Here is a 13,633-nt window from a genome sequence, read left to right as displayed (position 1 = left end):
ACAATCCTAATCCGTCAGCAATCCCCCTTTTTCGTCAGTTGAAAATGCAGATACAACGCGCGCCACCCTGCCGGCGTAATCGTCACTTCGCGAAATCCCGCGGTAGTGCTAAACCAGCCGTTCTCCAGACCGTGCTGCAGCAGCGCCGCGCCCGCCGCACCCCCAAGATGAAAGCGTCGTTCGCTCCAGTCCAGACAGCCGCAGCAGGCTTTGCGCCGGGAGCCGCGCTTCACCACCACTCCCAGCCGGGCAAAGTGCGCTTCCCCGGCGAGCGTCAGCGCCGTTCCGTCAGGCGTTATCCACGCTTCACGCTGCAGAAAATCATACAGCGATACCGCCACTTCTCCGGCCAGATGATCGTAACAGGTGCGCGCCAGGCGCAAATTGACCGGCGTGCTGGTTGCGAGCGCCACCGCGCGCTTGCCGGCCATGGTCATCATATTCTCCAGCAAACCGGCGACATCGCTACCGGCGAGGCGGTAGTAGCGATGCCGGCCCTGAGCAAGGCAGATTAATAAACCGCTGTTGACCAGGCGGCTAAGATGCGCGCTGGCGGTCGAAGGGGAAATATCGGCGACGGCAGAAAGCTCGGTCGCCGTCCACGCCCGGCCGTCCATTAAGGCGCACAGTATCTTCAGGCGCGAGGCATCCGCCATCGCCGACGCCACTGCCGCCATCGCTTCGGCCAGGGACTCATCGTCTTCAATTAGCTCAACAGGTTTTAACATAGTGCCTCGCTTATTTTCCCTAACCACAAACAGCAGCCAGAGTACCGGGGATGGGCAGGTTAAGCACGATATTCGCGCAGCACCTGAGCCACCCGAATGTGATAACAGGCGAAAATGCTCTCCCGCCCCTCTTTCTGCGCAGCCTGATGGCAAAGGTTGCGTTTCCACGCCTGCACCGCTTCCTCATCCCGCCACCAGGAGAGCGACAAAATTTTCCCCGGTGTGGTCAGGCTTTGGAAACGCTCAATGGCAATAAAACCGTCAATATTGTTCAGCAGCGGCTTCAGCTCCGCCGCCAGCGCTAAGTAACGTTCCTGACTCGCCGGAGTGACCTCGGCTTCAAAGAGTACGGCAATCATCCCATTGTCCTCACGCAATCTGTGTGAGGGTCACTGTATCTTTTCACCCTGGCTCAATGCTTCGTTGACGGGCGAAATATCGCCGCTTTACTTGCTCAAAAAACAGCCAATGCATTCACATTAAAAATAATTAATCACGCGAGGCGAGAAAACTGCGCGGCTGTTGAGATCGTTTTCCACGGCGAAAGAGACGCTGCAGAATAAATCATCTGTTTGTTTTTATTAGAAATAAAAAATTAAAATTTAGGCATTCGTCATCATACCGTCACAAAAGTGTGATCTAAATCGCACTTTTTGCAACTCGCGTTATAGTTAGCAGGCTTATTATAAGTCCATCGAAAGCAACAACGCTTTCCACCATAAAAGTTAAAAGGATAAACACCATGAAAAACGTAAAATTACTTGCCGCTGCCGGTATGCTGTCTCTGGTCTCTTTCGCTAGCTTCGCTCAGCCTGTTAGCGTAACCGCTGATACGCTGGACAACGCCGAAGCCAAAATCGCCGCCATTGCTAAAGACCAGGGCCAGTCTTATCACATTACCGAAGCGTATACCGGTAACCAGGTTCATATGACCGCCGAGCTGTCTAAATAACCGAATGGTTGCAGAGGGAGCTGCCGGACAGGTCGCCTGACGGCGGCTGGTCTGGCTCCCGCCACATAATAAGCACACAGCAATGTCGAGCCCCTTGATGGGGCTTTTTTTGTTTCTGGCGAACCGTGAACCCACTGCCCGGGCTACGGGTTCACTGCCGTCTGCGGTGCCGTAGCCCGGACAGATGCGCAGCATCGCCTCCGGGAAATTCAGCCTCTCTGCGCGCTGCTCCCGGGGGCGGCGCTTAATGCGCCTTGCCCGGGCTACAGGTTAACAGCCGTCTGCGGTGCGGTAGCACCGACAGATGCGTCAGCATCGCCTCCGGGAAACTCAGCCACTCTGCGCGCTGCTCCCGGGGGCGGCGCTTAATGCGCCTTGCCCGGGCTACAGGTTCACTACCGTCTGCAATCCGGTAGCCCGGACAGATGCGCAGCATCGCCTCCGGGATGTTATCGGCCCGCTACGGCGCTCTTATTCGATAACGCACGCTGAATCGACAGCACGCTGAACAGCACAATCACCAGCCCCACCAGTGCCAGCCCCTCGATCTTTTGCCCGAGGAAAACCCAGCCTAATAGCACCGCCGTCACCGGACTCAGCAGGCTCATCGCCGACACCGCTACCGGGGAAAGGCGGCTGATACCGCGAAACCACAGGCCGTATGCCAGCATCGCCCCGGCAACGCACAGCCACAGATAGCCCGCCGCCTGAGTCAGCGTCACCTGATGCAGAGGCGGATCGACCAGTAACGCAATCGGTGCCAGTACGATACCGCCAATCAGCAGCTGCCAGCCGGTCAGCGCGATAACCGGCAAAGCGCTCGCCCAGCGACGCGACAGCCGGGTTCCCAGCGCCATGCTCATCGCCCCCAGAAACGCCGCGGCGATCCCCAGCGGTTCGAGCGTGGTTTGCGGCGACAGCAGCAGCATCGCCATTCCCGCGATCCCCATAAATGCCGAGAGCACCGCCAGCCAGGGCGATCGCTGACGCTCGACGCACCAGGCCAACAGCATCACCAGCAGCGGCTGGATAGCGCCAATCACCGCCGCCAGGCCGCCCGGCAGCCGATAGGCGGCAATAAACAGCAGCGCCTGAAACGCGCCGATATTCAGGATCCCGGTAACGATCAGCTTCCACCACTCGGCGCGCAGCGGGAAACGGCGACTCCAGATCAACAGAGCGATCCCGGCCGGCAGCACCCGCAGCAGCGCGGCGATAAACGGACGATCCGGCGGCAGAAACTGCGAGGTCACAATATAGGTGCTACCCCAGATGGCGGGGGCCAGCGCGGTTAAAAACAGATCAACCATCAAATTGCGCGAAACAAAGGCCATGATTTTATCTTCACATCAAGGTAAATTGTGGCCTAAGTATGTATCGATATTTATCTTGATATCAAGACAAGTGAGCATTAATGGACAAATCACCGCAGACCGACGCCGTGGATCGCATTCTTGAACAGTGGAAACGGGAACGCCCCGATCTCGATTGCAGTCCGATGGGGCCATTTGGCCGCCTGAAACGCTGCGCGCTGCTGCTGGAGCCGCGCATTGAAGCGGCTTTTCTTCGTCATGATTTAGTGCGCTGGGAGTTTGATATGCTGGCGACTTTGCGGCGGGCGGGCGAGCCGTTCGTGCTGTCGCCCACCCAGCTCTTTTCAACGTTAATGATCACCTCCGGCACCATGACCCATCGTCTGAAGGCTCTGGAAAAACGGGGGTTTATTCGCCGTCTGCCAAACCCGGACGATGCGCGCAGCATGCTGGTCGCGCTGACGCCAGAGGGGCGAGAGTTAATCGACAGGGCGGTGGAAAGTCACGTGGCGAATGAGCGGGAGCTGCTAAGTGGGCTCTCCGCGGCGCAGCGCCAGCAGCTCGATGAAGCGCTGACGGTTTTTATGCGCCTGCTGGAAAAAGAGTAATACCCACCCGCTTTGAATAAGGCGCTTACCTTGTTGCCGGATGGCGGTTGACGAAGCACCACCGTTATTTCCCGGAGGCGATGCTTGCGCATCTGTCCGGGCTACCGGCCCGCAGACGGCGGTGAACCCGTAGCCCCGGTAAGGCGTTAGCCGCGACCGGGGAGCAGAGCGCAGAGTAGCTGAATTTCCCGGAGGCGATGCTGCGCATCTGTCCGGGCTACCGGCCCGCGGACGGCTGTTAACCTGTAGCCCGGGCAGGCGCTTTACGCCGCCCCCGGGAGCAGCGCGCAAAGTGGCATAATTTCCCGGAGGCGATGCCGCGCATCTGTCCGTGCTACCGGCCCGCAGACGGCGGTGAACCCGTAGCCCCGGTAAGGCGTTAGCCGCGACCGGGGAGCTGAGCGCAGAGTGGCATAATCACCCCTTACCGAGCGGAAACGGGCGATCCTGCACAACCGTTTTCATCACCAGCGTCGACCGCAGGTGCTGCACGCCGGGCATTGCCGAGAGTTTGTCATCATACAGCTTCTGGAACGCCGGGAGATCGCGGGTTACCACGTGCATCAGGTAGTCCGGATCGCCAAACAGGCGCTGCGCCAGCACGATTTGCGGTATCTCTTCCACCGCCTCCTCAAACGCGCTTACCGCTTTCTTATCGCCCTCTTTTAGCGTCGCGAAGACGATCGCCAAAAAGTTAAAGCCCATTTTGGCCGGATCCAGATTCGCCCGATAGCCGGTAATCACGCCTTCCTGCTCCAGCGTCCGCAGCCGTCGATGACAGGGCGAAAGGCTAAGATTCACCCGCTCGGCCAGCTCGGTTATCGACAGCCGCCCGTCAGCCTGTAGCTCAGCAAGAATTTTTCGATCGATGCTATCCATTTAGAAGATTTTCCCTCAGAAGAACGCCTTAAAGCATAACATTGAAAGCTCATTGCGCAATAAACTCGATATTCTTTCCCTCAAACAACCGCCGCTTAACGAGGGAAAATGATGGAAAATTGTTGTCAGCACGCAGAGGCGGGCCGTCCATGGAAATGAGCTTTATCGCCAGCTTTTGGCTGGTCTCCTTTCTGCTGATCATCACGCCGGGCGCTGACTGGGCCTATACCATCAGCGCGGGGATCAACGGACGGCGCGTGATACCCGCCGTCGCCGGGCTCATGTCTGGCCACCTGCTGGCCACGCTGATCGTCGTCGCCGGAATCGGCGTGTTAATCGCCAATCATCCGCTGGCGCTGTCGACGCTCACGCTGCTGGGCGCAGGCTATCTGATGTGGCTGGGGATCGCTATTTTGCGCCATCCGCCAACGCCAGGTGCACAGCAGCACAGCGCGGGCAGCTGGAATCGCTGGGCGATTAAGGGGTTATGCATTAGCGGCCTGAATCCAAAAGTCTTTCTTCTGTTTCTGGCCCTGCTGCCGCAGTTTACCGACCCACGGGGAAGCTGGTCGCTAGCCCAGCAGATGTCGGCGCTAGGCGGTATTCATCTGGTAACCTGCACGCTGGTCTATTTACTTGTCGGCTACGGCGCCAAAGCGCTGTTAGCGACCCGGCCCCAAATCGCGCAAAAGGTCAGCATCGCTTCCGGGGTGATAATGGTCGCCATAGCCGCCCTGCTGTTTCTGGAGCAGCTGAGGTAGGGGGCGGGGAACGTTCGCAATTTAACGGCTATCTGTTCAGGCAGCGACTCAGTGGCATTAAATTCACCGTTGCCTTATTAAACGTGGTTGCGCCAGCATGCTGGCGCATTTATTCAGGCGCGAATATCGTCGTACTCGCGAGTATTATCAAATTCATGTTTGGCAAACGAGCACAGCGGAATAATTTTACGCTGCTCACCGCGCATTTTTTCCACCACTTTCGCCACCAGCTTTTTTCCCACCCCCTGGCCTTTCAGGCTGGGGTCGACGTCGGTGTGTTCAATAATGCTGAGGTGCTCGCCCGTGGGCACAAAAACAATTTCCGCCACCTGCTTCCCGTCGGCGTCATTGACGTAAAACTTGTTATGACCTTCCAGTATTTCCATCATTTCCTCGCTTATTTTTGGCGATACTTTAGTGCGCCGCTCGGGCAGGTATCAATAACCTTAACCACCGTGGCCACGTCCACTTCATCCGGGACGATCCACGGTTTGCGTTTCAGGTTGAAAAGCTTCGCGCTACCGCGCACGCAGTTACCCGAGTGCTGACAGATATCGGTGTTAAAATAGACATCGATTTTCTCGCCGGTATAGGCGCGATAGCCCGCTTCCAGTAGTTCTTTATCCATGACATTGCCTCAGTTCTGACTATTTTTTTAGCTTTGGCTCTAAGCATAGCCCTGCCAACAACCGCTGACTATCGGCGACGGGCGAAATTTATATTCCAGCGGCCTCACGCCATTAATGCAGAATGAATGATTTTCTATGCACTCGTTATCCAAAGAAAATGTTCTGTTTATCGATGAAATACAGACGCTTCGGTTATATCTATCTTTTATTTCCCCGGTAGGGAGATTACACTCATTTCACCTTAACCCGAGCACTCAGGTATTCAGTCTTGAATCGCATTGTAAAGCTGCCGCGCCCTACGCTCTTATTCTTGCTATTTACGCTCTCCGGCTGCTCATTATCCCCGGCGATTCCGGTATTAGGCGCCGCATTCCCGGGCTGGTTTTTCTGCTTAACAGGCGCTGCGCTGTTACTTATTCCCTGCCATATCCTGATTGTGCGTAAAGGATGGCAGTCGCGATTTTCTCCGCTGGTCTTCAGCTATCTGGCGCTGATGTTCCTGTTCGCCACGATTCTGTGGTTCCTGCTCTTCGTAAACTAGATACCTATGACCTCATCCCGCTCAAGCGTTATCCGCAAAAAATGGCCCCTGCTGGCGCTCGTTCTCGCCGCTATCGTGGCGCTGATTCTGGTTATCTGGCAGCTGCAAACCTCGCCGGAAACCAACGATGCCTATGTGTATGCCGACACCATCGACGTGGTGCCGGAAGTGAGCGGGCGGATAGTCGAGATGCCGATTCGCGACAATCAGCGGGTAAAAAAAGGCGACCTGCTGTTCCGCATCGACCCGCGCCCCTACCAGGCGATGCTTGATGATGCCAAAGCGCGGCTGACCACGCTTGATGCGCAGATTATGCTGACCCAGCGCACGATTAAAGCGCAGGAATATAACGCGCAGTCGGTCAGCGCCGCCGTTGAACGGGCTAAGGCGCTGGTTAAGCAGACCACCTCTTCACGCATTCGCCTTGAGCCGCTGGTACCGCAAGGGTTTGCCTCCCAGGAGGATCTTGATCAGGCGCGAACGGCAGAAAAAGCGGCGCGCGCCGAGCTGGAAGCCACCCTGCTGCAGGCCAAACAGGCTTCCGCCGCCGTGACCGGCGTCGATGCCATGGTGGCGCAGCGGGCGGGCATCCTCGCGCAAATTGCGCTGGCCGAGCTGCACCTCGAATTTACCGAAGTCCGCGCGCCGTTTAACGGCGTGGTGGTGGCGCTAAAAACCACGATCGGCCAGTACGCCTCGGCCCTGAAGCCGGTCTTTACCCTGCTTGATGACGACCACTGGTACGTGGTGGCGAACTTCCGCGAAACCGATTTAAAAAACGTGCGGCCCGGCGTTCCGGCCAGAATCACCGTGATGACCAACCACAGTCGCGCCTTCGAGGGCGTAGTCGACTCGGTCGGCACCGGCGTTCTGCCCGACGGCGGCAGCGTGATTGAAGGCCTGCCGGTTATCCAGAAGAGTATCAACTGGGTCCACGTCTCCCAGCGCTTCCCGGTCAAAATCGCCGTTAAAGACCCCGACCCGAACCTGTTTCGTATGGGCGCCTCCGCCAGCGCCGTTCTGCAGCCGCAATAAGGAGACGGCATGCAGAGCTTGTGGCCCTTTCTGACCCGGGAACTCCGCGATGCGCCGGGGCGGGCGAACTACACCCTGCGCCTGACGCTCAGCTGCGCGGTGCTGATTGTGCTGTTTATGACGCTGCATATTCCCTTCCTCGCCGTCGCGCTGATCGTGGTGTTTTACGTCAGCCAGCCGAACGTCCTGATGATCAAACTGGTAAGCGTGGTTTTCGTGGTGACCGTCAGCGTCGCGCTGGGCGGCGTGCTGCTGATTATCAAATGGACCTATGACTATCCGCTGATCCGCCTGGTCGCCTCGGTGATCCTGTTCTTCTGCGCCATTTACCTGATGCGGGTGCTCGGCAAGCTCGGGCTGGCGTTTTTCGTGGTGGCGCTGGCGGTCATCTACGCCCAGACCTTCCCGTCGATGACCAGCCAGAGCGAAATTCTGGTGCGCCTGCTGCTGTGGCTATGGGTGGCGATCAACACCGCGATTCTGGTGACCCTGCTGGTCAACGCCTGTTTCCAGCAGGCCTTTCCCGGCTATCAGTTTAAAGCCCGGCTGGTGGTGATGCTCCGCCAGACGGCGCGGCGCCTGAGCCAGCCGGACGATGGCACGCCGCCGCCCACCGTTACCGAGATTGCCGGGCAGTTTAACCAACTGCGGTCCCTGTATCAGCAGGCCGCACGCGCCACGCCGGAGATTGCCGCCAGCCCGCAGGCCTGGCAGTCGCTGATGGCCGCCGCGCTGAGCTGCTCTCATTTGACGGCGCTGCTCCTGCCGGGCGACGACCATCCCGATGCGCGTCGGCGGATAGCCAGCCAGCTTAACGCGCTGGCGGATAATCTGCCCGCGGCGGCGGAGGTCCAGCCGCTGATTGTCCCGCGCGACGGAGCCAACAGCACCATTTTGCAGGAGATCGCCGAGATTCTGGCGCGGCTGGCGCGCGGCGAAACCATCCCGCTGCCGCAGGGCGAAGTGGAAAAAGCGCCGCTGCTTTTGCCGGACGCGTGGTCCAATCCGGCCTATCTGCACTTTGCCCTGAAAACGCTGCTGGCGACGCTGCTGTGCTACGTTTTTTACACCGCCGCCGACTGGCAGGGCATCCACACCATCATGCTGAGCTGCGTGATCGTCGCCCAGCCGGGCCTGGGCGCCACCATGCAGAAAACGTGGCTACGCATCGGCGGCGCGCTGCTGGCCACGCTGATTGCGCTGCTTCTGATCGTCTTTGTGCAGCCCTGGACCGATTCGCTGAGCGGCCTGCTGGCGATGACCCTGCCGGTCTTCGCGCTGGCGGCGTGGATTGCGGCGGGATCGGAGCGCATCGCCTACGCCGGCATTCAGATAGGCTTTACCTTCGCGCTGGCGTTCCTGAGCTGGTTTGGTCCGCTCAGCAACCTTACCGAGCTGCGCGACCGGGTTATCGGCATCCTGCTCGGCGTGCTGGTTTCCTCCATTGTTCATCTCTATTTATGGCCCGATAGCGAAGCGCCGCAGCTGAAAGCGCGTCTGGCCCAGCTGTATCGCCAGCTGGCGCAAACCCTCGCCGCCCGCGACGATGAAGTTCAGCAGGTACCGCTGTTTGCCGCGCTGACCGAGAGCGAAACCTTAATCAACCGGGTGGCCGCCGAGCCGCTGGGAACCTATGCGCACCCGTGGCCGGAAGCCAAAAGCTGGCCGGCGCGGGCAACCTTTCGTCAGGCAGAGGAGATCCTGCGCCTCAGCGAAGGCTATCGCCTCTACGCCGCGCCGGAAGATACTTTTTTAGCCCGCTGCGCCCGGCGGCTTGAAGCCTACGCCAGCGATATCGATGCGCAGCAAAATACCGTTGAGCGCGTTCAGGCGCCGCAGCCGGATCCGGCGAATCCGTTCGGCGCGCCGCTGGTCAATGCGCTGGCCGCGCTGCCCACGTGGCCGCTTGCGTCTTCCGTTATTCCGCGACAGGCAACCCGATCATGACGAAAACCACTCCTCTTCCGCGCGTCTGGCGCTCCCTGGCGCTTGCCTTCGCCCTCACGCAATTAGCCGGCTGCGCGTTAATTCAGGACGATCCTGGCCAGGTACCGCTGGTCAACCCGCAGCAGGCCGAGCTGGCGAAGGTGATCCACCTGGCGAACAGCGGCTGGCCGACGGCGCGGTGGTGGGAAGGCTATCAGGATCCCCAGCTCAATATGCTGGTTAATCGCGCGCTGCAGAACTCTCCTACTATGCAGGCGGCGCGGCTGCGTATTTCGCAATCGCAGTCCACGGTTGAGCTGGCGCAGTCGGCAATGGGCATTCAGGCCACCGCCGTGGCGGCGCAAAACCGCCTGCGGGTGACCAATAAACAGTTTACCTGGCCCTACTCCTTCTCCCTGCCGGTGGATAAAAACGGCCCCTGGTACACGCTGAATACAGTCGGCGTCGGAGCGACGCTGAATATCGATTTATGGGGCGCCGACCGCGCCCGCGTCGCCGCCGCGATTGGCGAAAAGAATGCCCGCCAGGCGGAGACCGCCGGTATCGAGCTGGATCTCGCCAGCAGCGTGGCTCAGCTCTATTTCGCGATGCAGGCAACTTTTCAGAAAATCGAATTACTCAACCAGCTGGAGGCTATCGCCCGCCTCTCGGTGCAGGCGCACGAGCATCGTACCGCGCGCGGCGTCGAGGATAGCGTCGATGTCGCCAATGCCCAGGCGGAGCTGCTGGCGGCGCAGCAGCAGGTGATTACGGCGCAGGGGACGCTGACGCAGTACCGGGAAACCCTGCGGGCGCTGATCGGCGCCGATGCGCATAGCATGCCGGAGATTCACCCCGTGGCGCTGCCGACGCTGCAGGAAACGCTCCCGGACTCGCTCTCGTTTGAGCTGCTGGCCCGCCGCCCGGACCTGCAGGCGCTGCGCGGCTACGTTAGCGCTTCCATGAGCCAGGTGGACGCGGCAAAAGCGGCCTTTTACCCGCACTTTGATATCAAGGCCTTCTGGGGCTACAACGCGCTGAGCGTCGGCGATCTGTTTAAGTCCTCATTCCAGCAGATCAATATACTGCCGGGGCTCTATTTACCGCTGTTTGACGGCGGGCGCTTAAACGCCAACCTGAAATCGACGCGTACGGCGAGCAATATTTTGATTAAGCAGTACAACCAGGCGGTGCTGGACGCGGTGCGCGACGTGGCGATTAGCTCGAGCCAGCTGAACGATTTGAACCAGCAGGCCGCCCTGCAGCAGCAGAAAGTGACGGCGGCGATGGTGACCACCCGCAGCGCCAGCGCGCACCATCAGCGCGGGCTGGTCAGCTACTATGCGGCGCAGGAGGCGCGTCGCCCGGCCATCGCGCAGCAGCTTTTGCTGCTGGATATCCAGGCCCAGCGGCTCAGTACCGATATCACCTTGATTAAAGCGCTGGGCGGCGATTATCGCGGCCCGGCGCTGAGCGAGAACGCCCCATCGCGCTAGCTTAACAGGCGCCATTCGCGCGCCTGGTTTACCGCCTGGATGCGCCCCTTCACCTGCAGCTTTTCATACAGCTGCTTAAGGTGCCATTTGACGGTTTCCGCCGAAATGCCCAGCTCGCGCGCGACGCCCTTGTTGGAATGGCCGTTGGCAATCAAACGCAGGGTCTGCTGCTCCCGTTCAGTCAGCCGCAGCGCGGGCGGCTGCGGACGCGCCGTATCAATCACGATACCGGCGGCGGCGAAGCGGGACAGCAAAGCGACGATATCGGCGGTCAGCGCATCATCCGCCGCGCCGCGCTTGTGCATCTCCGCCAGCAGCGCAGCCATCTCTTCCCTCCCCTCCAGCAGGCTGCGCCACAGCCCCTGACGCAGCGCGCGCGCAAGCGCCGGTCGGCAGACAGCCATCGCCTGCTCCCGCTCGCCGGCACGCCAGAGGGCAAGCGCCTGTTTGAGCCGCAAACGCACGGCGAACAGCCACTCGCCGCTGGTTTCCCGCACGCCGGCCAGCGTATCCAACAGCCGGGCGGCGGCCTGCGGTTCGCCGGCGGCGATAAGGAGACGGCTCTGGCTGAGCGCGATATATCCGCCGGCAGCCTCCGTCTGGTTAAGGGTCTGCAGGCGAAGCAGCAGCGCGTCGGCGGCCAGTTTGTCGCCCGCGTGAAGGGCAACGGCAATCCGCTCCGCCAGCAGCGGAGCCTGCGCCCGCAGCCAGCCGCGCTGGGCCGCCAGCCCTTCGGCATGCAGTAATAGTGATTCGGCTTCCGCCAGTCTCCCCATTTCACGGGCCTGACGGGCCAGGATGATATAGCCGCGGCTAAGGCCGTCGGGCGGACAGAAGTTGTCGATGGTCTCCAGACGCGGAACCAGCAGGCTTTGCGCCTGCTCGCCCTTCCCCTGCTCCCAGGCGATCTCGGCGAGAATGGGCGCCAGGGTAGCGCCGCTGCTGGCGTTCTCGCCGGTATGCTGCTCCGCATAGCGCAGCGCCCCCGCTGCCTGACGTTCCGCTTCGGCGAGATTCCCCTGGCGCAAATAGCTCTGCGCCATGACAAAGGCCCGGTAGACCGTCACGAACAGGTTGCGGTTAGCAACGCTGACGCCGGATACCCGCTGCTGTACCTCCAGCGCCTGCTGCGGCCGGGAGTCCGCAAGATGGCAGTAGCTGAGGATGTTGCACACCAGGCCATCAACCCAGATATCGCCGCAGGGCACCTCGCGCAGCAGCGGTTCGACAATAGCGATACTGCGGGCAATATTGTCGGCAAAGGCTTCGCAGATCGCGCGAACGACCCGCAGCTTCACCCACGAGCTGTGGGCCAGCGCCCCGCCATGCGCCGCCGATTGCGTCTCAATGGCGTCGAGCAGCTGGCGAGCGTCGCTAAACCGGAAGCGGTGGGCTAACGCCCAGGCCAGGTTAAGCTGAAGCTCGATGCGCGACGGGTCGAGATTGGCTGGCAGGTAGCGTATCCACTGCACCAGGGTATCGATATCCCCCTCCTCCGCCAGAGACTGCGCGCCCGCTTCCGCATCCCTGGCCGCCGATTTTCCGGCGGCCAGCGCATGACGTATCGCCTCGGCCCACAGCTGCTGCGAGGCGAACCAGGCGCTGGCGCGATCGTGCAGCTGGCGAATATCAATATCCCCGCCGTGGCGCAGGCGATGCAGCAGCGCGTCGCGCATCAGCGGGTGATAGCGAAACCAGCGGCCGCTGTCGTCCAGCGCGGAAAGAAACAGATTGTGCTGCGCTATCCACCTCAGCATCTCGCCGCCGTTATGGCGGCCGCAGACGGCATCGCACAGATCCGGATGCAGGCGATTAAGCACGGAGGTATGCAGCAGGAAGTCGAATACTTCGGGCGGCAGCGGCGCGAAAATCACTTCATCCAGATAGCGGGAGATTGACCGCGAGCCGGCGCCGAAGCCCATCGCCGTAGACGCGTCCGGGGAGAGCGCGGCCATTTTCATTCCCGCGACCCACCCTTGTGTGAGCGCGATAAGCCGGGGGATCGCCTGCTGATCCAGCCCCGACGCGCCAGCGAAATAAGCGCGGGCTTCGCTGGGGTTAAAGCGCAGTTCCGGGTCATCGACCTCCAGCAGCTGATCCTGCATATGCAGACGGCTCAGGGCTAAAGGCGGCTGACTACGGCTACCGATAAGCAGATGCAGCGCCGGCGGCGCATGGTGCAGCAGCCAGCTCATTCCCTGATGAATCGCCGGGTCGCTGATGCACTGATAGTCGTCGAGGATCAGGTACAGCGGGTGCGGGCACTGATTAAGCTGATTAACGAGTTCAGCAAAGAACAGGGGGAGCTCGGCCGGAAGCTCGCCTTGTAACAGATGCAGAAACGACGGGTTCCACCCCTGCCACAGCGGCCGCAGCGCCTCCTGTAGATAGCGCATAAACAGCAGCGGCGCGTTGTCTTCCTCTTCAAGGCTCAGCCAGGCCAGCGCATCCCCTTGTCGAAGGCGGTGCCGGTACCACTGCGCCAGCAGGGTGGTTTTGCCAAACCCGGCGGGCGCGCGCAGCAGGGTTAAACGGCGGGAGACGGCGCCGTCGAGGCGCTGCAGCAGGCGCTCCCGCGACAGCAGGCTTTCCGGCGTACGGGGCGGCGTAAAGCGCGTGGAGATAAGCGGCAGCGTCCCGGTGAAACGTAAAGGTTCCTGATGAACAAACGCTGTCAGTGAATCATCCGCCGAGGGTAAAAAAGCCATACCGCGATTACTCCTTAAATCCAGTCCGTACGCTCATTATCCCCCCCATCAGGGGGG

15 protein-coding genes are annotated in these 13,633 nt (G+C 60.5%); 7 read left to right on the top strand and 8 right to left on the bottom strand.

Features of this window, described 5'->3' with window-relative positions; all coding sequences use genetic code 11:
• Nucleotides 1–14 precede the first annotated feature (14 nt).
• Both F8562_RS23465 and F8562_RS23460 read right to left on the bottom strand, forming a co-directional pair.
• On the bottom strand, nt 15–728 hold the full coding sequence (locus F8562_RS23465) for an ArsR/SmtB family transcription factor (protein ID WP_014226699.1): 714 nt from the start codon (nt 726–728) through the stop codon (nt 15–17).
• Nucleotides 729–787: 59 nt separating this feature from the next.
• Nucleotides 788–1,087 (bottom strand): antibiotic biosynthesis monooxygenase family protein, encoded by a 300-nt coding sequence (locus F8562_RS23460; protein ID WP_014226700.1) that lies wholly within the window; start codon nt 1,085–1,087, stop codon nt 788–790.
• A gap of 383 nt (nt 1,088–1,470) precedes the next feature.
• On the opposite strand from F8562_RS23460, the gene F8562_RS23455 reads away from it, so the two are divergent.
• Nucleotides 1,471–1,680 (top strand): YdgH/BhsA/McbA-like domain containing protein, encoded by a 210-nt coding sequence (locus F8562_RS23455; protein WP_014226701.1) that lies wholly within the window; start codon nt 1,471–1,473, stop codon nt 1,678–1,680.
• A 244-nt stretch (nt 1,681–1,924) separates the two neighbouring features.
• On the opposite strand, the gene F8562_RS23450 is transcribed toward F8562_RS23455, so the two are convergent.
• Together F8562_RS23450 and F8562_RS23445 are read right to left on the bottom strand one after the other, a co-directional pair.
• Complete coding sequence (locus F8562_RS23450) at nt 1,925–2,116, bottom strand: hypothetical protein (protein WP_014839454.1); 192 nt, start codon at nt 2,114–2,116, stop codon at nt 1,925–1,927.
• A 13-nt stretch (nt 2,117–2,129) separates the two neighbouring features.
• Nucleotides 2,130–3,014: an EamA family transporter gene (locus F8562_RS23445; RefSeq protein WP_014839455.1), complete on the bottom strand. Its 885-nt coding sequence runs from the start codon at nt 3,012–3,014 to the stop codon at nt 2,130–2,132.
• A gap of 80 nt (nt 3,015–3,094) precedes the next feature.
• Here F8562_RS23445 and F8562_RS23440 point away from each other — a divergent pair, with 80 nt between their 5' ends.
• A complete protein-coding gene (locus tag F8562_RS23440; protein WP_014226703.1) occupies nt 3,095–3,601 on the top strand; it encodes a MarR family winged helix-turn-helix transcriptional regulator in 507 nt (168 codons plus the stop codon).
• A gap of 417 nt (nt 3,602–4,018) precedes the next feature.
• Here F8562_RS23440 and F8562_RS23435 read toward each other — a convergent pair whose 3' ends face one another.
• Entirely contained in the window at nt 4,019–4,480 is a 462-nt protein-coding gene (locus tag F8562_RS23435; RefSeq protein ID WP_014226704.1) for an Lrp/AsnC family transcriptional regulator, read from the bottom strand.
• A gap of 149 nt (nt 4,481–4,629) precedes the next feature.
• On the opposite strand from F8562_RS23435, the gene F8562_RS23430 reads away from it, so the two are divergent.
• Nucleotides 4,630–5,241: a LysE family translocator gene (locus F8562_RS23430; RefSeq protein WP_014226705.1), complete on the top strand. Its 612-nt coding sequence runs from the start codon at nt 4,630–4,632 to the stop codon at nt 5,239–5,241.
• 113 nt (nt 5,242–5,354) lie between these two features.
• On the opposite strand, the gene F8562_RS23425 is transcribed toward F8562_RS23430, so the two are convergent.
• Together F8562_RS23425 and yjdI are read right to left on the bottom strand one after the other, a co-directional pair.
• The gene (locus F8562_RS23425; protein ID WP_094909270.1) at nt 5,355–5,627 is read right to left on the bottom strand and encodes a GNAT family N-acetyltransferase; all 273 of its coding nucleotides are present in this window, start codon (nt 5,625–5,627) and stop codon (nt 5,355–5,357) included.
• Between the two features lie 11 nt (nt 5,628–5,638).
• Entirely contained in the window at nt 5,639–5,869 is a 231-nt protein-coding gene (gene yjdI, locus F8562_RS23420; RefSeq protein WP_004134525.1) for a 4Fe-4S mono-cluster protein YjdI, read from the bottom strand.
• Nucleotides 5,870–6,138: 269 nt separating this feature from the next.
• On the opposite strand from yjdI, the gene F8562_RS23415 reads away from it, so the two are divergent.
• The 4 genes from F8562_RS23415 to F8562_RS23400 are packed head-to-tail and all read left to right on the top strand — an operon-like array spanning nt 6,139 to nt 10,868.
• Nucleotides 6,139–6,411 (top strand): YtcA family lipoprotein, encoded by a 273-nt coding sequence (locus F8562_RS23415; RefSeq protein WP_014226707.1) that lies wholly within the window; start codon nt 6,139–6,141, stop codon nt 6,409–6,411.
• A gap of 6 nt (nt 6,412–6,417) precedes the next feature.
• Complete coding sequence (gene mdtN / locus F8562_RS23410) at nt 6,418–7,446, top strand: multidrug transporter subunit MdtN (protein WP_014226708.1); 1,029 nt, start codon at nt 6,418–6,420, stop codon at nt 7,444–7,446.
• A gap of 9 nt (nt 7,447–7,455) precedes the next feature.
• Entirely contained in the window at nt 7,456–9,393 is a 1,938-nt protein-coding gene (locus F8562_RS23405; protein ID WP_094909271.1) for an FUSC family protein, read from the top strand.
• Nucleotides 9,390–10,868, top strand: coding sequence for an MdtP family multidrug efflux transporter outer membrane subunit (locus tag F8562_RS23400; protein ID WP_014839459.1), 1,479 nt, complete (start codon nt 9,390–9,392; stop codon nt 10,866–10,868). Before F8562_RS23405 ends, F8562_RS23400 begins: the two co-directional genes overlap by 4 nt.
• Here F8562_RS23400 and F8562_RS23395 read toward each other — a convergent pair.
• Complete coding sequence (locus tag F8562_RS23395) at nt 10,865–13,576, bottom strand: LuxR C-terminal-related transcriptional regulator (RefSeq protein ID WP_089046390.1); 2,712 nt, start codon at nt 13,574–13,576, stop codon at nt 10,865–10,867. The genes F8562_RS23400 and F8562_RS23395 overlap by 4 nt on opposite strands.
• Nucleotides 13,577–13,633 lie beyond the last annotated feature (57 nt).

This window comes from Klebsiella sp. RCJ4 (assembly GCF_009025755.1).
Taxonomy (GTDB): Bacteria; Pseudomonadota; Gammaproteobacteria; order Enterobacterales; family Enterobacteriaceae; genus Klebsiella; species Klebsiella michiganensis.
This window is presented reverse-complemented; position numbering and strand designations above follow the sequence as displayed.